The organism is Aliishimia ponticola, from assembly GCF_004803475.1.
Classification (GTDB): Bacteria; Pseudomonadota; Alphaproteobacteria; order Rhodobacterales; family Rhodobacteraceae; genus Aliishimia; species Aliishimia ponticola.
On the sequence record NZ_SRKY01000001.1, the window covers coordinates 1087948 to 1106328 of the forward strand.

Sequence of the window (18381 nt, forward strand, 5' to 3'; positions counted from 1 at the left end):
TTCGCTTATGGTCTTACACCTTGCCCGACGCGCGGCGTCAATCGCCGCCCTTGCGCTTCTCATGGTCACTCTGGCCCTGCCCGCGCACGCCGTCACGCTGCTGCGCGATGCCGATCTGGAATACGGGCTGAAGCAGATCGCGACGCCGGTCCTGCGGGCCGCCGGGCTGTCACCGACGCGGGTCAAGATCCTGATCGTCGATGACGGCACGCTCAATGCCTTCGTGGTCAGCCAAGACGCGATCTTCATCCATTCGGGCCTGATCGGAAAGCTGACCTCTGCCCGGCAATTGCAATCGGTCATCGCCCATGAGGCCGCGCATATCGTCAATGGCCACCTGACGCGCCGCCTGACCAATCTGCGGGCCGCGCGTACCGCAGCCGGGCTGGGCGTCGCGCTTGCCGCGGTGGCCGGGGCCGCATCCGGCAATGGCGGGGCCGCCGCCGGCATCGCGCTTGGGGCGCAGAATTCCGCTATGCGCAGCTTTTTCCGCCACACAAGGGCCGAGGAAAGCTCTGCCGACCAATCCGCCATCAGCTTTCTGCGCTCTGCCGGGATCGGCACGCAGGGCATGGTCGAGGTCATGCAGATCTTTCGCGGCCAAGAGGTGCTGGCCGAACACCGCCAAGACCCCTACGCCCGCACGCACCCGCTGTCCCGTGACCGTCTGCGCGCGATCAATGCCGCCGTCAGTCAGGACAAGGAATTGCCCGACGACAAGACCGCCGCCTATTTCTTTGCCCGCGTCAAAGGCAAGCTGACCGCATGGCAGCGCGCCCCGAAATGGACCCTGCGCCGCGCCAAGGAAAGCGGCTATGCAGATGTGCGCGCGATCCGCGAGGCCGTTGCCTATCACCGCCAATCCCAGACCAAGAAAGCGCTGAAAGCGGTAGACAGCGCCCTTGCCCCCAGCCCCAACGATCCGTTCCTGCATGACCTAAAGGGCGAAATCCTGATGGATAGCCGGAATTTCTCGGCCTCTGCCGCGTCCTATGCCCGCGCCGTACAGCTTGCCCCGCGCGATGCGCTGGTGCTGTCGGGCTATGGGCGCGCGTTGCTGGCCTCTGGTCAGCCGAAAGCGGCACTTGGGTATCTTGAGCGTGCGCGCGGAATTGACTACCGCGACGGGCATATGCTGCGCGATCTGGCCACGACCTATGCCAAGCTGGGCCAGACGGGCATGGCCGCACTGGTCACGGCCGAACGCTATGCGCTGCGCGGACGCCTCGACGATGCGGGCATCCACGCGCAGCGCGCCTCTGATCTTCTGCCGGTTGGTTCCGGCCCTTGGCAGCGCGCGCAAGATGTGTTGTCTGCCGCCAAACGCCACTCGAAAAAAAGGAAACGCTGATGCTGCGTGCTCTTTCTGTCTCCGTCCTCGCACTGGGGTTCGCCCTGCCCGCGCAGGCCTTCGATCCCGCCGCCATGTCGGATGCCGACAAAGAGGCGTTCGGCCAAGCGGTGCGGTCCTATCTCATTGAAAATCCGCAAGTCATCATGGAAGCGGTTGCCGTTTTGGAACAGCAGCAGGCCGAAGCGCAGGCCGCGGCGGAACAATCGCTGGTGTCCGACAATGCGGCGGCGATCTTTGATGACGGCTATTCCTTTGTTGGCGGCAATCCCGACGGCGATATCACATTGGTCGAATTCCTTGACTACCGCTGCGGCTATTGCCGGAAGTCGCATCCCGAAGTGGCAAAGCTGGTCGAGACCGACAAGAATATCCGCCTGATCCGCAAGGAGTTCCCGATCCTGGGCGAGCAATCTTTGCTGGCCTCGCGTTTCGCCATCGCCACCAAGCAGGTCGCCGGGTCCGACGCCTACAAGCAGGTATCCGACGCGATGATGACCTTCGATGGGGAATTCTCCAACGCGACGCTGACGCGCATCGCCAATGGCTTCGGTCTGGATGCGCAGGCCATCACCGCGCGCATGAATGACGACAGTGTGACTGACGAAATCCGCCAGACCCGCGCGCTGGCGCAACTGCTGCAAATCACCGGCACACCGACCTTCGTGGTGCAGGACGAGATGATCCGCGGCTATGTGCCCTATGACCAACTGACCGTGATCGTGGACGACAAGCGCGGCTAACTGCGCCGCCCGACACGCAGAAAACCGGCGGCCCCGTGCCTTGGGGCCGTCACGTCGACGCGCTTTGCTCCACCACCGGAATATAAAGCCGCACGATCGTACCCTCGCCCAAACGGCTTTTGATCTCCAACGCGCCGCCCGATTGCTCTGCAAAACCCTTGACCATCGACAGCCCAAGGCCAGAGCCTTCGCCCACCGTCTTGGTGGTAAAGAACGGCTCTGTCACCAAAGGCAGCGTGGCCGGGGCGATCCCCTCACCCGTATCGCGCATCTGCATCACCACATACTGGCCCGGCGCAAGGTGAAGGCCTTCCACTTGCTCTGAGCGCTGGATGCCGATGTCGCGCGCGGACAGTTCCAACGTGCCGCCGTCGGGCATCGCGTCGCGGGCATTGAGCGCCAGATTGACCAGCACGGTTTCCAGCTTGCCCGGATCAAGGCGCACATTGCCCAGCCCTTCGGGCGGCGGGACGACCTCGACCCAGATCGAGGGCGGCAAAATCCGCAGCAGGAAGCTGCGCAGCTTCCTCATCTCGTTGGCGATATCAACGTCGCGCGGCGTCAACACCGACTGGCGCGAAAAGCTCAAAAGCTGCGCCGTCAGACGTGCGGCGCGCCGTCCGGCATGTTCCGCCTCTGCCAGCAGCGCCTCCCGCTCTGCATCCTCTTTGGTCAGGCGCGACAATTCGATACTGCCCAGGATCACGGTCAGCAAATTGTTGAAATCATGCGAAACCCCGCCGGTCAGGCGGCCAATCGCCTCCATCTTGGAGCGTTCCTGTTCCGACAAACGCGCCGCGTCCAAACGCCGACGAAACCGGACAATCACCCCGGCGCAATTGACGAAGTACAGCATCATCCCCGCGCAGCAGAGCGCAAAGACCAGTACCCGCATGGACAGCCCATGGGTCATCGCTTCCATCGCTACAAGACAGATGACCCCCAACATTGCCCACAACACATCCCAGTTGATCAGGATCGGCGCCACCGCCCGCACCGTGAGCATGTTGAAAAGGTTACTGCACAGCAGCATCATCGCCAGAACCTGCAGGAACGGCTCGTCGCTGGCCCACAGCGTCAAGGTCGACAATACGATCAGCGACATCGGCAAGGACGCGACAAGCCCGTATGTCATGAAGCCAGCGCGGCTGGTCTCGAACGGGGCATGGCGCATGATCCAGGCCACCGCCAGATTGGCGACGAAATAGATGGCGAAATGGATCAGAAAGACCGGCTGTTCCAGCCAGACGCCCACTGCAAGGGCCATGATGCCCAACAGACCAAGGCGCACCTGAATTTCCCGCCGGTCGAGCCGGTGGAATTTCTTCATACCCGTCAGGTCATATGCCGTGCTGTGCAGAGTGTCATCTGCGTCCTGAGCCGCGCCTGTCGGCGCGCCGGTGGATATGTCGCTACTCGGCGGCACGATCAACCGATTGGGCGGCGGCATCGATCTCAGCCGCCTTGGCTTCGACCTGCTCCACGATGTGATCGATCATCGCCGCGTTATCGACCTTGTGGCTTTGCTTGCCCGCCAGATAGACCATGCCATGCCCTGCCCCGCCGCCGGTGAAACCGACATCGGTCATCAAGGCCTCGCCCGGACCATTCACCACACAGCCGATGATCGACAGGCTCATGGGCGTCTTGATATGTTCCAACCGCTTTTCAAGCGCTTCGACAGTCTTGATCACGTCAAAGCCCTGACGCGCGCAGGATGGGCAGGAAATGATGTTCACGCCCCGATGGCGCAAGCCCAGCGATTTGAGGATTTCATACCCGACCTTCACTTCTTCTACCGGATCGGCAGAAAGGCTGACCCGGATCGTGTCGCCAATCCCCATCCACAGCAGATTGCCCAGACCGATGGCCGATTTGATCGTCCCCGACATCAGCCCGCCCGCTTCGGTGATCCCAAGGTGGATCGGCGCATCCGTCGCCTCTGCCAGCTTTTGATAGGCCGCCGTCGCCATGAAGACGTCGGACGCCTTGCAGGAGATTTTGAATTCGTGGAAATCGTTATCTTGCAGGATCTTGATGTGATCGAGCCCGGATTCCACCATCGCGTCGGGGGTCGGTTCGCCGTATTTCTCCAGCAGGTGCTTTTCCAGGCTGCCCGCGTTCACCCCGATCCGGATCGAACAATTATGGTCGCGGGCCGCCTTGATCACTTCGCGCACACGGTCTTCGCTGCCGATATTGCCCGGATTGATCCGCAGACAGGCCGCGCCGGCCTCTGCCGCTTCGATCCCGCGTTTGTAGTGGAAATGAATATCCGCCACGATGGGCACCGGGCTTTCGCGGCAAATCTCTTTCATCGCGCGGGCGCTGTCTTCGTCCGGCACGGACACGCGAACGATATCCGCCCCCGCATCCGCCGCCGCCTGTATCTGCGCGATGGTGCCCGCCACATCCGTCGTCAACGTGTTGGTCATTGTCTGCACCGTGATCGGTGCGTCGCCCCCGACAGGAACATTGCCAACCATGATCTGGCGGCTTTCCCGACGGTAAATATTACGCCAAGGACGAATATGGTTGAGCGACATCAAGCGGTCTCCCGGTGACTGGAAACAAAAAAAGCAGCGACACTCTCTGCCTTACACCGACACGCGCCCCACCTTCCAGTTCAGATATGAAATTCAGTTGCCATGACAAGGGAGCTTGGGCAATTGCGTCGGCTCCAGTGTCGCGAACATACGGTTCAGCGCGCTATCCGCATCGGCGGGGTTCACGGACTGATATCTGTCAAGCAGCGCAACGCGCTCCAACGCCACATTGGACGTCACTTCCCCGCGACCGCCAACAGGACCGTAACAATCGGTGCCCATTGCGAAATAGATCGCCCCAGCATTGCCGGTCCGCAGCGTGGGCGGGCCTTCCATGACGGGGATGTCATAGGTTTGACCGGGTTTCATCACGGTTTCGAACAGGGTGTTCCCCTCGGCCGAACGCACCCGCACCCAGCTTTCCTCGGTCGCGACCATACGGATCGACGGGCCAAGGTCTTCGACCACCTGCGGCATCCGCTGCCCGTTCGGCGTGCCCGCTTCGGGCGATTGCAGCGCTTCGCCCAAGGCGGCGGTGACTGCGGAATTCAGATCATACGCCCCACCCGGCTGGGCTGCGGCACCGGGCCCCCGGCGCGCATTGGACCCAACCGCTGCGAAAGCGCCGGTTTCCTGCGGGTTCAGTGTGGCAATCGGTGCATCACGTGCCACCAGCACCGGCACATCCAGCGCCTGCGGGCGGTACAGCCGATCCAGAGAGGCAGAGCGCGACACTTCCATGTTCGCACTTGCGGAAATCTCGGGGGAGACAGGATCAATCGCAGCCTGCACATTGGCCAGCGGGTCGATATCGGCAGCCACGACGGGCGCTTGTTCGACCGGCGCGACCTGCACCTTCTGCACTTCCTGCAACACAGTCCACGCGCCATAACCAATCGCCGAAATCAGCAAGGCCAGCACCGTGACGGACCCGATGGCCCCCGGTTCGATCCGCGACAGAACGCTTTCCCCGGTGGGAACGAAGGGCGTGGTCGGCGTGGCGAAAATATCTTTGCCGTCGCGCGGCTTCAGCCGGTCTTCGCGGCTTGGCTTGCGCAGGCCGGAGGCTTCCGCCGACATGCCATGCGCGACCTCAAAGCCGCTTTCCCGGCAAAAGGCATCAAAGGCCAGATCGGGATCCATGTTGAGATAGCGCGCATAGGACCGGACATAGCCTGCGATGAATCCCTGCGTTTCAAACGCGCCGGGATCACAGTTTTCGATTGCGGCGATATAGGCGGCCTTGATGCGCAATTCGCGCTGCACATCGAGAAGCGATTTGCCCATGGTTGCGCGTTCGCCGCGCATGACGTCACCCAAACGCAGATCATAGTCGTCAAACCCCTTCGGAGCGACGTCTTCAACCTTTTCCAATTTGGATGATCTGCGCCCAATCATGCGCTTGCCCTATCCTCGTGTCCCCAACCTATACGCCTGTGAAATCTGCTTATGCCAGTCAGCAGATCTGCCTGTCGATTCGGCGCATGGCCTTTTGTTTAGGAAAACCTAACACAAGGCAAAGAAGATTTCACTATTGTGTAATTTAGCCGGCTAATTCGGCACGATTTAGCGCACAATGTGACCAAAGCTCGTCCATAGCGTGTACGAGCGCGTCGATCTCTTTCGGACCGTGTACGGGTGATGGCGTAAAACGCAGACGTTCCGTGCCGCGTGGCACCGTCGGGAAATTGATCGGCTGAACGTAAATTCCGTGATCTTCCAATAGCATATCGGAAATGCTCTTGGTGTGAACCGGATTCCCGACGATCACCGGAACGATGTGGCTGCCATGATCGATCAGGGGCAAGCCCAAACCTTTCAGGCGCATTTTAAGAATTTTCGCCTGCGTCTGATGCTGTTCGCGCAGCTCGGATGCGGATTTCAAGAATCGCACCGATGCCGCCGCACCCGCCGCAACCGAAGGCGTCAGCGAGGTGGTAAAGATGAAGCCCGGCGCGTAAGAGCGCACCGCGTCACACATTTTTTCAGATGCGGCGATATACCCGCCCATGACACCATAGGCTTTGGCCAAGGTGCCATTGATGATGTCGATCCGATGCGCCAGCCGGTCACGTTCCGTCACGCCGCCCCCGCGCGGGCCATACATGCCCACCGCGTGCACCTCGTCGATATAGGTCAGCGCGCCGAATTCATCGGCAAGGTCGCAAATCTCTTCAATCGGGCCGAAATCGCCATCCATCGAATAGACCGACTCGAATGCGATCAATTTCGGCGCAGCCGGATCATCCGCCGCCAGCAATTCGCGCAGATGCGCCACGTCGTTATGGCGGAAAATCCGTTTGGCCCCGCCATTGCGGCGCACGCCTTCGATCATCGAAGCGTGATTGAGCGCATCCGAATAGATGATCAGACCGGGAAACAGCTTGGGCAACGTCGACAGCGTCGCATCATTGGCGATATAGGCAGAGGTGAAAAGCAGCGCCGCTTCCTTGCCATGCAGATCGGCCAGTTCCGCCTCAAGCCGCTTGTGATAGACCGTCGTGCCAGAGATATTCCGCGTCCCGCCCGAACCTGCCCCGGTGGCATCGATCGCTTCGTGCATCGCTTCCAGAACGACCGGATTCTGGCCCATTCCCAGATAATCGTTGCCGCACCAAACGGTAATCGGACGCTCCGTCCCGTCGGGCCGCGTCCAGACCGCATGGGGGAAATGCCCGCGGCGGCGCTCGATATCGATGAAGGTCCGGTAGCGTCCTTCGTCGTGCAGGCGGTTCAGCGCGTCATCCAGCCGGGTCTCGTAGGTCAACAGTCTCTCCTCGCAGCACGAAGACTTAGAATAGTTCTCGGTTTGGAACTATCTAGCGGCAAAAGTCCGGGCGATCAACGCATTGGCGCCGGACATCGGGTCGCATCCGAAGGTTGGACCATAAGGCACATGCGGGAAAGTGGGGAAATCCGGACCCAGCGCCAGCCCCGGTTGCCTTTCCCGTCCGCGCGGCGCTAGCTTCGCGCAGCAGTAACCCCGGAGAAACCATGACCCTCGAAAATACCCTCAGCCGCATCGACACCGATCTGGACGCGGCCCTGGAGCGTCTGAAAACCTTCCTCGCGATTCCCTCGATTTCGACCGATCCCGCCTACAAGCCCGACTGCGACCGCGCCGCCGATTGGCTGGTGGCCAATCTGCAAGAAATCGGCATCGACGCGCAAAAGCGGCCGACCCCCGGTCAGCCCATGGTCACCGCGCATGTGGACGGCCCCGAAGACGCGCCGCATCTGCTGTTTTACGGGCATTACGACGTGCAGCCCGTTGACCCGCTGGAGCTTTGGACCCAGCCCCCGTTCGAGCCGATTATCGCGGACGGCCCCAATGGCCGCATCATCCAGGCGCGTGGGGCATCGGACGACAAGGGCCAGTTGATGACCTTTGTCGAAGCCTGCCGGGCGTGGAAGGCTGAACATGGCACGCTGCCCTTCCGCATTACCTTCTTCTTCGAGGGAGAAGAGGAATCCGGCTCGCCCTCGCTGGTGCCCTTCATGGAAGAACACGCGGACGAGCTGCGCGCCGATCTGGCGCTGATCTGCGACACCGGCATGGTCGCGCCCGGCGTGCCCTCTATCGCCAGCCAACTGCGCGGCATGTTGAAAGACGAATTCACCCTGATCGGCCCCGCGCGCGATCTGCATTCGGGCCATTACGGCGGTCCCGGCCTCAACCCGCTGCGCGAGATGGCGCATATCATCGCCTCGTTCCATGACCCGGAAACCGGCGCGGTGGCGGTCGAAGGGTTCTATGAAGGCGTCGAAGACATCTCGGACGAGCTGCGCCGCCAGTGGGAGGGCTGCGGCTTTGACGAGAAAGATTACCTGGGTGCGGCGGGATACAGCGTCGCCCACGGGGAAAAGGCCTATAGCACCTTGGAACAGCAATGGGCGCGCCCCACGCTGGAAATCAACGGGCTCTGGGGCGGCTATCAGGGCGCGGGTACAAAGACCGTGATCCCGAGCGAGGCACATTGCAAGCTGACCTGCCGCCTCGTGGGCGATATGGACCCGGACGCGCTGCGCCTGAAAATCCGCAAACACGTGGAAGACCGCCTGCCGGCCGATTGCACGGTGCGCTGGGATCAATCGCTGGATGGGTCCAAAGCCTCTGTCATGGATGTAACCCGCCCCGAATTCGAACGCGCTCGCACCGCATTGACCGACGAATGGGAGCGTGAAGCCGTATTCACCGGCATGGGCGGTTCGATCCCGATTGCGGGCTTCTTCAAGTCGATCCTGGGCATGGATTCGATGCTGATCGGCTTTGCCAACGAGGACGACTCGATCCACAGCCCGAACGAGAAATACGATGTGGAAAGCTTCCACCGCGGCATCCGCAGCTGGGCGCGGATCATGGACAAGTTGAGCGGCTGACACCCCAGAGGGGGCGGAAACCGACACGGTTTCCGCTCCGATTTCCGTGCCGGAAATCGTTACACCGGATCACGAAGGTCTCCCCCGGCATGACGAGGCCGTGAGGGGGACTGCCGCAACGCGAGCGGTGCCATTAGGCTATTGGAACCCGCCCGGTTCAGGGTGGGCAGACCCGGCTTAATGCCCGAACGAAGGATATTGCTATGACCCGCATTCCGCTTTTCATCGCTGCCACCGCCGTCAGCGTCCTGACCCTTGCCCAAACCGCCTTTGCCGGCCCGCAATATGTGGACGAGACAGGCTATGCCGCTTCCGGCTTCGACGTGGTCGCCTATTTCGACCTTGAACAAAGCCCCGTCGGCCAGTCGCAGCCCGCCCCCATCGCGGGCAAAGCGGAATACACCGCCGAATATAACGGGGCCAAATTCGCGTTCTCTTCGGCTGAAAACCGCGACACCTTCCTTGCCGATCCTGACCGTTTCGCCCCGCAATATGATGGCCACTGCGCCTATGGCGTCGCCAAGGGTGGCAAGGTGCCGGGCAATCCGACCCTGTGGCGCATCGTCGATGACAAGCTCTATCTCAATGTCACCAAGAACGTCGTGACCTTCTGGGAAGAAGACATCCCCGGCAACATCCAGACCGCCGAGGGCAATTGGGTGAGCCTTGAGCCGGACGCAGCTTCGGATCGGACCATTCCGAATTACAGCTCGCCCGCGCCGTCGAAATAAGCGATCCGGACGGCCGCCAGTTCAGGCGGAAATTGTTACAGGCCGCGCCCCGGCATCAAACGGGGCGCGGCTACTTCCCGCGCTCGCGCCAGACAATATAGACGCCCGCCAAGACGATGATCGCCGCGCCCAGAAAGACTGTCGGCTTCGGCCACTCGCCGAACACCGTCCAGCCCCAGAACAGCGAATAGATCAGCAACAGATATTCGAAGGGCGCAACCACCGCCGCCGCCGCCATCCGGTAGGCCTGGCTCATCGAATAGCCCACGATCCCCGATAGCAGCCCAAGCCCGGCCAGAACCGGCAGATCCGCGCGCTCGGGCCAGACCCATGCGCGCAGCAGGAAGCGACTGCTCTCCGATATGCCCTCCTGCGCCGCGAAACGGCCATCACCCGCGATCAGATAGACCGCCAGCGAGGACAGGATGAACGCCGCCTGCAAGTTGAACGCCAGAACCGACGCCGGGGCCGCCGCGCCCAGTTTGCGCGTCAGCACCGATGTCACAGCATAGCCCGCTGCGGCCATCACCGGCAGCGCCGTGACCCAGCCAAGCCCCGCCGCGCTGTCCAGCTCCGGCCACAAGATCACCAGCACCCCGATGAAGCCGACGCTCACCGCCGCGATCCGGCGCGGACCGACCGCCTCGCCCAGAACCGGGATCGCCAGCAACGTGACAAACAGCGGCGCCACGAAGTAAATCGCAGAGGCCGTCGCCAAGGGCATTGCCACGATCGCGGCATAGAACGCCGAATTGGCGAAAACGATGCACAGCGCCCGCGCCACATGCAGCCCCGGCTGTTGCACCCGCAGCGCGGCAAACCCGCCCTCGAAACGCAGCAGCCCCACCGTGATGCAAATGCCGATCACCGACCGGATCAGCACGATCTCATGCAGCGGATAGCCGCCAGACAAGGCTTTGACCGCCATATCGTTGAGCGAGATGCAAAACATGCCAATCGACATGAACATGACCCCAAGCAGGGTCCGATGCTGTGCGCTGTTCTCCATCCCTCCCCTATCGGCGCGCAATCAAAGAACGTAAAGTGCCTGCGCACAGGGAGAGGGCACAAAAATGATCGACGGGTTCACATCGGCGACCGCCAAGGTCAACGGCCAAACCATCGCCTATGAAAAAGGCGGTAACGGCCCGCCTTTGCTGCTGTTACACGGGTTTCCGCAAACCCGCGCGATGTGGCATGCAATCGCCCCAGTGCTGGCCCGGACATTCACCGTGGTCGCGGCGGACCTGCGCGGCTATGGCGACAGCTCCAAACCGGTGGGGGTGGCGCAATACAGTTTCCGCGCGATGGCCGCCGACCAAGCGGCACTGATGACGGAACTGGGCTTCGACCGCTTCCACCTTGTTGGCCACGACCGGGGCGCGCGGACATCGCACCGCCTTGCACTGGATCACGCAGAACGTATCAACAGCCTGACGCTGATGGATATTGTGCCGACATATCTACTGCTGGATGATCTGCGCAAAGAGGTCGCGGCGGGCTATTACCACTGGTTCTTCCTTGCCCAGCCTGAACCCTTTCCCGAAACGCTGATCGCGGCGGACCCGGATTTCTACTATGAAAGCTGCCTTCTGGGCTGGGGTGCGGCAAAGCTGGCCGATTTCGACGCCGCCGCACTTGCCGCCTATCGGACAAGCTGGCAGCGGCCCGAAACCATCCGGGCGATGTGCGACGACTACCGCGCGTCGCTGACCCTTGATTTCGACCACGATGCACAAGACCTCGGTCGGCAAGTCACCTGCCCGGCGCTGGTCCTCTATGGCGCGGATGGGGCCATGGCCCGGGCCTATGATGTCGCGGCGACATGGAAAGACAGGCTGTCCAACATGACTGCCAAGGGAATTCCCGGCGGGCATTTCTTTCCCGACACGAACCCGGCAGACACGCTTGACGCCTTGCAGAGCTTTCTGAACGCGCGGTGATCACGGGACGGTGGGCGGGGCGAGTTGGCCAAGGGGCCAAGAGCGCCGTCAACCGGCCTCGAACACGAAGCAACGATCGCGCGGCACCCGCAAAAGCAGCATGGTCCCGACCTTCGGCAGAAAGACATTCGGCACCGTTGCCTTCAGCCGGATTCCGGTTTCAACCAACTTGAACTCGATCAGGCTCTCATTGCCAAGGAACCGCGCGCGCTCGACCTCGGCCCGTGCGGGCGTCCCTTCGGTCGGGGTCGGCGCCGGAGGCATCCCCCGGTCGAAGTCGATCCGCAGATGCTGCGGGCGAAAGACGATCTCTACCTCGGTCCCATCCGGATGGCCCGGAGCAAGGAAACGCCCGAACGGCGTCATCGCCAACGCGCCTTCAACTTTTGCCTTCAAGACATTGGTATCGCTGAAGAACGCGACGGCCGCCTTATCGGCGGGACGGGTGTAGACATTGTAAGGCGCGCCCAGTTGCACCACCCGCCCGTCGCGCATCAATGCGATCTGATCGGCCATGCGCATCGCTTCCTCGGGTTCATGCGTGACCAGCAGAACGGCCGTATCCTCTTCGCGCATCAGCGCAAGGGTCTCGTCCCGGATACCGTCGCGCAGCCGGTTGTCCAGCCCCGAGAACGGCTCATCCATCAGCATGATCCGGGGCCGCGGGGCAAGCGCCCGCGCCAAGGCGACCCGCTGCTGCTCCCCGCCCGAAAGGCTGTCGGGATAGGCGTCGATAAAGCGCTTGAGATGCACGCGCGACAGCATTTCTTCGGCCCGTTCCCGCTTCTCCGCCTTGCTGCCGGTCAGCCCAAAGGCCACATTGGCCCCAACGGTCAGATGCGGAAACAGTGCGAAATCCTGAAACATCAGCCCGATCTGGCGCCGTTCCGGCGGAACGCGAAAGACCGTGTCGCAGATCAGGTTGCCATCGACCCAGATTTCGCCCGCATCCTGCATCTCCACCCCGGCGATCATCCGCAGCGTTGTGGATTTGCCGCACCCCGACGGGCCAAGCAGACACGTCACCTGCCCCGGCATGACGGTCAGCGACACGTCATCGACCACCCGGCGCCCGCCATAGGCGCGCACGAGATTGCGAATTTCCAAACGGGGGGTTGGACTGCCCGGTGCGTTCACTTTGTCATTCCCGACCAAAACGCTTTGCCCCTATCAGCCCCGCCCCGCCGCTGCAACCGCTGTGCGGCGCGCCGCCGGGGCTGGGCCCGGCCCCGGTGAGGGGGCCGAACCGATGGGCTGTCTTACATCGACAGGTTCGTCGCGCCACCATCCAGCAGGATGTTCTGGCCGATGATAAACCCGGAATGTTGTGAGCACAGGAAGGCGCAGGCCGCACCGAATTCTGCCGCCGTGCCATAGCGCCCTGCGGGAATCGACGCCGCGCGCTGCTTTTTCTGCTCTTCGATGGAAATACCGGCCTGCTGCGCCGCGCCCGTATCCAGCGCCACTGCCCGGTCCGTCGCATGGATACCCGGCAGCAGGTTGTTGATCGTCACGCCCTTGCTTGCCACTTGCCGCGCCGTGCCCGCCACATAGCCTGTCAGACCCGCCCGCGCCGCGTTGGACAGACCCAGCACCGGGATCGGTGCCTTCACCGATTGCGAGGTGATATTGACCACCCGGCCCCATCCGGCCTCCATCATGCCTGGCACCAGCGCCTTGATCAGCGAGATCGGCGTCAGCATGTTCGCATCGAGCGCTTTGATGAAGTCCTCCCGGTCCCAATCCGTCCACATGCCCGGCGGCGGACCACCCGCATTGGTGACCAGGATGTCGACACCTGCCGCAGCCTCCAACAGCGCGCCGCGCCCGTCTTCGGTCGTGACATCCGCGGCCACAGTGTCGATCTTGACCCCATACGCCGCGCGCAGGTTTTCCGCAGCCGTTTCAAGGGCTTCCGCGCCGCGTGCATTCATGACAAGGTCCACCCCGGCCTCGGCCAACGCCGTCGCGCAGCCCAGACCAAGCCCCTTGGATGACGCGCAGACCAGCGCCCGTTTTCCTGCGATACCCAAATCCATATCCGACCTCCTCAAGTCAATTTCGGCGCACACTGCCCCAAGGCTTGAACAATTGCCAGCAAAACGCCGGACCGTTGACCGATTGATGACATATTCCTATGGTCTGATGCTGGAAACAGGAACGAGTTGTTCGAGTATAGTATCCATGTCCCCACACAGTGCCCCCCTTCAAAGCCTCGCGGTGATCGATGGTCGCGCCTTCAAAGTCGTTAGAGGGGCGAATTTGGGCGATGGACTGTCCTTTGCGGACGACTTGGTGCTGGACGATATCTACCAGCTGTCGGAAACCGCCCTGCGCCCGCGCATGTCGCTGACCAGCGAAGGCGGCCATTTTCGAATCGCGGAAGGCAGTGAGGCCGGTCAGATCGGCGCGCGTGTCTGCCTTGATTGCGCGCTGACGCTGATGTCGGAAGACGGGGAGACCACCGATGCCATCGTGATGGTCGAACTGGATGGGAACGACTATGTCGCCGCCAGCTATTTGCTGCCCCTCGCCCCGATAAGCCCCAAAATGGATTACGCGCTGGTCGGGATCGATATTTCCGACGCGCGCGAAATGCTGGCCCGGATCGCCTGCGTGTCGTTCTCGCGCGGGACGCAGATCACCCTGTCCAGCGGGCTGCAACGCCCGATCGAAGACCTGCAACCCGGTGACAAGGTGCTGACCCGCGATGCGGGCGCGCAGGAAATCCGCTGGATCGGCCAGAACACGCTGCGCGCCACAGGCCAATTCGCCCCGATCCGCATCAAGGCCGGAACCCTCAACAACGACCGCGACCTGATCGTGTCGCCCGACCACCGCCTGTTCATCTACCAACGCGAAGACCGCATCGGCGCCGGGCGCTCTGAACTGCTGGTCAAGGCGCGGCACCTCGTCAATGGCGACAGCGTCGTGGTGATGGAGGGCGGATATATCGATTATTTCCAACTGCTTTTCGACGATCACCAGATCATTTTTGCCGAAGGTATCGCCGCGGAAAGCTTCCTTGTGGACCTGCGCACCGCCCCCGCAGTGCCGATCGAACTGTCCAGCCGCATGTCCAGCACGCCCGGCAACCGCATGGCCCGTCTGGATGTGAACGAAGGTCTTCTGGACCGGCCCGATGCGGCCGAATTGCTGCGCCTGGCCTCCAGCCGCTAACCAGGGCGCTCAATCCGCCACTGGCCGTTCCCTGACGATTGGAACGCGTGCAGATTGGCCGCCCCCGACACGGCGACAGCGGATTGATTCACGTCAAGGTGACGCCCCGCAAAGCAGGCCACTCTTGTCTGGCAAAGACAGGAGAATTGCATGTCACACCCGCTCTCCAGAATACTCGTCGCCACGGATATGTCGGCGCGCTCAGACCGCGCGGTCGAACGCGCCTTCCAACTGGGCGCAGAACTGGGCCTGCCCGTCGAAGCGCTGCTGGTCCTCGACGATGCCCTGCCCGAAGACCTTCTTGCACCGCTGCACGACAAGGCCAACGCCCAGCTTGAGGCGATCTGCGCCCGCTGTGCCGATGGCCGCCCCTATACGGTCAGCGTTCAGCCCGGCGACCCGACAGAGGAAATCCTGAAAGCCGCTGTGCCCGAAGAAACCAGCTTGCTTGTCATGGGGCCGCATCGCCCGCGCCCCTTCCTCGACAGCCTCCGCGAGACCACCATGCAGCGCATCGTGCGCCGGACCGCCGCGCCCGTGCTTCTGGCCCGCGAACCCGTGACCGGACCCTATACCGGCATCCTATCGCTGCTGGATTACGGCGCGGTGTCTACAGCGGCGCTGCACATGGGCGCGGCACTTGCCCCGTCGGCCAGGATTACTGCGGCTCATGCGATCAACATCCCCTATGCCGGGGCGCTTGATACCACCGGCGCGGTGCAGATGGACCTGCAAGTGGCCTTTCAGGAAGACGCGAAGGCCGAGGATGCCGCTTGGCGCGAACGGACGGACCTGCCCGCGCAACTGACCCCTGACACCCATATGGCGCAAAGCCCGCCGATGAGTTTCGTGGCGGATCTGACACAGGGCGGTCAATACGATCTGATCACCGCCGGGGCGCATGGGCGTGTTGGGGCGGCACGGTCCTATCTTGGCTCGCTGGCACTGGATCTTATGCGCAACCCTCCCTGCGACGTTCTGATCGCAAGGGCTTGACCCGGCGACGCGGGCAGAACAGTTTGGCGTCAAAACGACAAAAAGAGCAGTTCTACCCGTGTACCGCCCGCCGCTTCTGCTGGCTCTCGCCTTGAGTCTAGGCGCCTGTGACGCTTCCGCGCCGCTGGCTTCTCGTAGTGGTGCCGGGATCGAACCCGTCCCGCAGCCCGCCCCCATCGGCCTTGCGCAGGCGCTGGACAGCCGGGTCAGCCCGCTTTTCGCCCAATGCCTGACCTTCGTGACAAAGGGGCGTTCGCCAAGCAGCGAGGGCTTTGCCGTGGCCGGATACAATATCGCGCACACGGATCGAAGCCTGCAATACAAGCAAAAGGTCCAGCACCCCGATGCGCGCAAGCCAGTCGCTTTGGTCATGGGCGTAACGGCTGAACCCGAACGCGCCTGCGCCCTGCGGGTCGGTCTGCCCAGCCAGCAAAATGCGCTTGGCCGCTTTGCACTGGCCCACACCAAGGCCGCAGGCTTTGACACCGCCGGGCAGGATATGCGCCAGGACATCCTGCTGACCAATGGCTCGGATCGACTGGTTCTCAAGGCATGGACCAGCAAGACCGACAGTTTCCTGACCCTGACGCAGGCCAAACCCGCCCCCTGATGCGGCCCTGAAGGCTCACAACGGGCGATCGCACCACAATTTCGCGTCAATTCGGGCCAATTCCCCCCTGCCCGCGCGCGGTAAGCTGCGTTAACAGATTGCCCTTTGCGCGGCGCTCGCCTAAATCACAGCCATGTTGGATTCCGCCTCAAATCGCCCCGAATTGCCGCCCGAAATCGCGCGTCGTCGCACCTTTGCGATTATCTCGCACCCGGATGCGGGCAAGACCACGCTGACCGAGAAGTTTCTGCTTTTCGGCGGAGCGATCCAAATGGCGGGCCAGGTCCGTGCCAAAGGCGAAGCGCGCCGCACGCGGTCCGACTTCATGCAGATGGAAAAAGACCGGGGCATCTCTGTCTCTGCATCGGCAATGTCGTTTGACTACAAGAACTTGCGCTTCAACCTCGTCGACACGCCCGGCCACTCGGACTTTTCGGAAGACACCTACCGCACGCTGACGGCGGTGGACGCCGCGGTGATGGTGATTGACGGGGCCAAGGGGGTCGAAAGCCAGACTCAGAAACTCTTCGAAGTGTGCCGTCTGCGCGATCTGCCGATCCTGACCTTCTGTAACAAGATGGACAGGGAAAGCCGCGACACCTTCGAAATCATTGACGAAATTCAGGAAAACCTTGCCATTGACGTGACCCCGGCAAGCTGGCCCATCGGTCAGGGCCGCGATTTCATCGGCTGCTATGACATTCTGCGCGACCGGCTGGAACTGATGGACCGGGCCGACCGGAACCGTGTTGCCGATGCCATCGAAATCGACGGGCTGGACGATCCCAAGCTGGCCGAACATGTGCCGGAACACCAGCTGGCTCAACTGCGCGAAGAGCTTGAAATGGCGCGCGAATTGCTGCCCAAGCTGGACCCCAAGGCGGTGCTGGAAGGGACCATGACCCCGATCTGGTTCGGCTCTGCGATCAACTCGTTCGGTGTGAAGGAACTCATGGACGGTATCGGTGCCTACGGGCCGGAGCCGCAACCCCAATCGGCCGAACCGCGTCAGATTGCGCCGGACGAAACCAAGGTGTCGGGCTTTGTGTTCAAAGTGCAGGCCAATATGGACCCCAAACACCGTGACCGGGTGGCCTTTGTGCGCATGGCGTCCGGGCACTTCAAACGCGGCATGAAACTGAACCATGTGCGCACCAAGAAACCCATGGCCGTGTCGAACCCGGTGCTGTTCCTCGCCTCTGACCGGGAACTGGCCGAAGAGGCCTGGGCGGGCGACATCATCGGCATCCCAAACCATGGACAATTGCGCATCGGCGACACCCTCACCGAAGGTGAAGCCCTGCGCGTCAAGGGTATCCCTTCGTTCGCGCCGGAATTGCTGCAAGGCGTGCGCGCGGGCGATCCGATGAAGGCCAAGCACCTCGAAAAGGCGTTGATGCAATTCGCCGAAGAAGGCGCGGCCAAGGTGTTCAAACCGATGATCGGCTCTGGCTTTATCGTCGGCGTTGTCGGCGCGCTTCAGTTCGAAGTGCTCGCCAGCCGGATCGAACTGGAATACGGCCTTCCCGTCCGGTTCGAGGCCTCGCAATTCACCTCCGCCCGCTGGGCCTCGGGGGCGAAACAGGCCCTCGACGCCTTCATCGACGCCAACAAGCAGCATATCAGCTATGACCATGATGGCGACGTCGTGTACCTGACGCGCCTGCAATGGGATATCGACCGGATTGCGCGGGATTACCCGGACATCACGCTGACCGCGACCAAAGAAATGATGACCTGAGACTCAGCTGCGGCCTGCGCCAATTTTGAGCACCTGCGCGCCGCACCGAAACCACATTTCCCGCCTGACGTGTGGGGAATTTTCCCAATCAGAGACAATCCGCCTATCTTTTAGAAACTTATTGACAAATAAGCACCAATTCTCACGATAAGATAAAGTT

The 18381-nt window shown here is 62.1% G+C and carries 16 protein-coding genes and 1 pseudogene; 9 read left to right on the forward strand and 8 right to left on the reverse strand.

All coding sequences use genetic code 11. The features are described 5' to 3' along the window. Nucleotides 1–7: 7 nt before the first annotated feature. Together E4Z66_RS05180 and E4Z66_RS05185 are read left to right on the forward strand one after the other, a co-directional pair. Nucleotides 8–1351 carry a M48 family metalloprotease gene (locus tag E4Z66_RS05180; protein WP_136461871.1) on the forward strand — a complete coding sequence of 448 codons (1344 nt, stop codon included), beginning with the start codon at nucleotides 8–10 and terminating at the stop codon, nucleotides 1349–1351. Then, nucleotides 1351–2094 carry a DsbA family protein gene (locus E4Z66_RS05185; protein ID WP_136461872.1) on the forward strand — a complete coding sequence of 248 codons (744 nt, stop codon included), beginning with the start codon at nucleotides 1351–1353 and terminating at the stop codon, nucleotides 2092–2094. The genes E4Z66_RS05180 and E4Z66_RS05185 overlap by 1 nt, the downstream gene beginning before the upstream one ends. 49 nt (nucleotides 2095–2143) lie before the next feature. On the opposite strand, the gene E4Z66_RS05190 is transcribed toward E4Z66_RS05185, so the two are convergent. From E4Z66_RS05190 to hemA, 5 genes and pseudogenes are all read right to left on the reverse strand, one after another. Then, nucleotides 2144–3544: an ATP-binding protein gene (locus tag E4Z66_RS05190; protein WP_136461873.1), complete on the reverse strand. Its 1401-nt coding sequence runs from the start codon at nucleotides 3542–3544 to the stop codon at nucleotides 2144–2146. Then, nucleotides 3507–4640, reverse strand: a complete 1134-nt coding sequence (ispG, locus tag E4Z66_RS05195; protein ID WP_136461874.1) for a flavodoxin-dependent (E)-4-hydroxy-3-methylbut-2-enyl-diphosphate synthase — start codon at nucleotides 4638–4640, stop codon at nucleotides 3507–3509. Before ispG ends, E4Z66_RS05190 begins: the two co-directional genes overlap by 38 nt. Nucleotides 4641–4733: 93 nt before the next feature. Beyond that, nucleotides 4734–5783: a DUF4115 domain-containing protein gene (locus E4Z66_RS05200; protein WP_425456111.1), complete on the reverse strand. Its 1050-nt coding sequence runs from the start codon at nucleotides 5781–5783 to the stop codon at nucleotides 4734–4736. After that, a pseudogene (locus E4Z66_RS19995) lies at nucleotides 5784–6038 on the reverse strand (helix-turn-helix domain-containing protein); the annotation flags it as partial. 145 nt (nucleotides 6039–6183) lie between these two features. After that, nucleotides 6184–7407: a 5-aminolevulinate synthase gene (gene hemA / locus E4Z66_RS05205; RefSeq protein ID WP_136461876.1), complete on the reverse strand. Its 1224-nt coding sequence runs from the start codon at nucleotides 7405–7407 to the stop codon at nucleotides 6184–6186. Between the two features lie 227 nt (nucleotides 7408–7634). Between hemA and E4Z66_RS05210 the strand changes: the two genes are divergently transcribed. Both E4Z66_RS05210 and E4Z66_RS05215 read left to right on the forward strand, forming a co-directional pair. Continuing rightward, a complete protein-coding gene (locus E4Z66_RS05210) occupies nucleotides 7635–9020 on the forward strand; it encodes a dipeptidase (RefSeq protein WP_136461877.1) in 1386 nt (461 codons plus the stop codon). 203 nt (nucleotides 9021–9223) lie between these two features. After that, nucleotides 9224–9751: a YHS domain-containing (seleno)protein gene (locus E4Z66_RS05215; RefSeq protein ID WP_136461878.1), complete on the forward strand. Its 528-nt coding sequence runs from the start codon at nucleotides 9224–9226 to the stop codon at nucleotides 9749–9751. A gap of 70 nt (nucleotides 9752–9821) precedes the next feature. Here E4Z66_RS05215 and E4Z66_RS05220 read toward each other — a convergent pair whose 3' ends face one another. Then, on the reverse strand, nucleotides 9822–10760 hold the full coding sequence (locus E4Z66_RS05220; protein ID WP_136461879.1) for a DMT family transporter: 939 nt from the start codon (nucleotides 10758–10760) through the stop codon (nucleotides 9822–9824). 64 nt (nucleotides 10761–10824) lie between these two features. On the opposite strand from E4Z66_RS05220, the gene E4Z66_RS05225 reads away from it, so the two are divergent. Beyond that, the gene (locus E4Z66_RS05225) at nucleotides 10825–11694 is read left to right on the forward strand and encodes an alpha/beta fold hydrolase (protein ID WP_136461880.1); all 870 of its coding nucleotides are present in this window, start codon (nucleotides 10825–10827) and stop codon (nucleotides 11692–11694) included. Between the two features lie 48 nt (nucleotides 11695–11742). On the opposite strand, the gene E4Z66_RS05230 is transcribed toward E4Z66_RS05225, so the two are convergent. Next, nucleotides 11743–12831, reverse strand: coding sequence for an ABC transporter ATP-binding protein (locus E4Z66_RS05230; RefSeq protein ID WP_246035884.1), 1089 nt, complete (start codon nucleotides 12829–12831; stop codon nucleotides 11743–11745). 122 nt (nucleotides 12832–12953) lie between these two features. Then, nucleotides 12954–13733 carry an SDR family oxidoreductase gene (locus E4Z66_RS05235; RefSeq protein WP_136461882.1) on the reverse strand — a complete coding sequence of 260 codons (780 nt, stop codon included), beginning with the start codon at nucleotides 13731–13733 and terminating at the stop codon, nucleotides 12954–12956. A gap of 145 nt (nucleotides 13734–13878) precedes the next feature. Here E4Z66_RS05235 and E4Z66_RS05240 point away from each other — a divergent pair, with 145 nt between their 5' ends. The 4 genes from E4Z66_RS05240 (at nucleotide 13879) to E4Z66_RS05255 (ending at nucleotide 18221) form a co-directional block, all read left to right on the forward strand. After that, on the forward strand, nucleotides 13879–14874 hold the full coding sequence (locus E4Z66_RS05240) for a Hint domain-containing protein (RefSeq protein WP_136461883.1): 996 nt from the start codon (nucleotides 13879–13881) through the stop codon (nucleotides 14872–14874). A gap of 150 nt (nucleotides 14875–15024) precedes the next feature. Next, on the forward strand, nucleotides 15025–15870 hold the full coding sequence (locus tag E4Z66_RS05245; protein ID WP_136461884.1) for a universal stress protein: 846 nt from the start codon (nucleotides 15025–15027) through the stop codon (nucleotides 15868–15870). Nucleotides 15871–15928: 58 nt separating this feature from the next. Continuing rightward, nucleotides 15929–16480, forward strand: a complete 552-nt coding sequence (locus E4Z66_RS05250; RefSeq protein ID WP_136461885.1) for a hypothetical protein — start codon at nucleotides 15929–15931, stop codon at nucleotides 16478–16480. A 133-nt stretch (nucleotides 16481–16613) separates the two neighbouring features. After that, on the forward strand, nucleotides 16614–18221 hold the full coding sequence (locus E4Z66_RS05255; protein ID WP_136461886.1) for a peptide chain release factor 3: 1608 nt from the start codon (nucleotides 16614–16616) through the stop codon (nucleotides 18219–18221). Nucleotides 18222–18381: the final 160 nt, after the last annotated feature.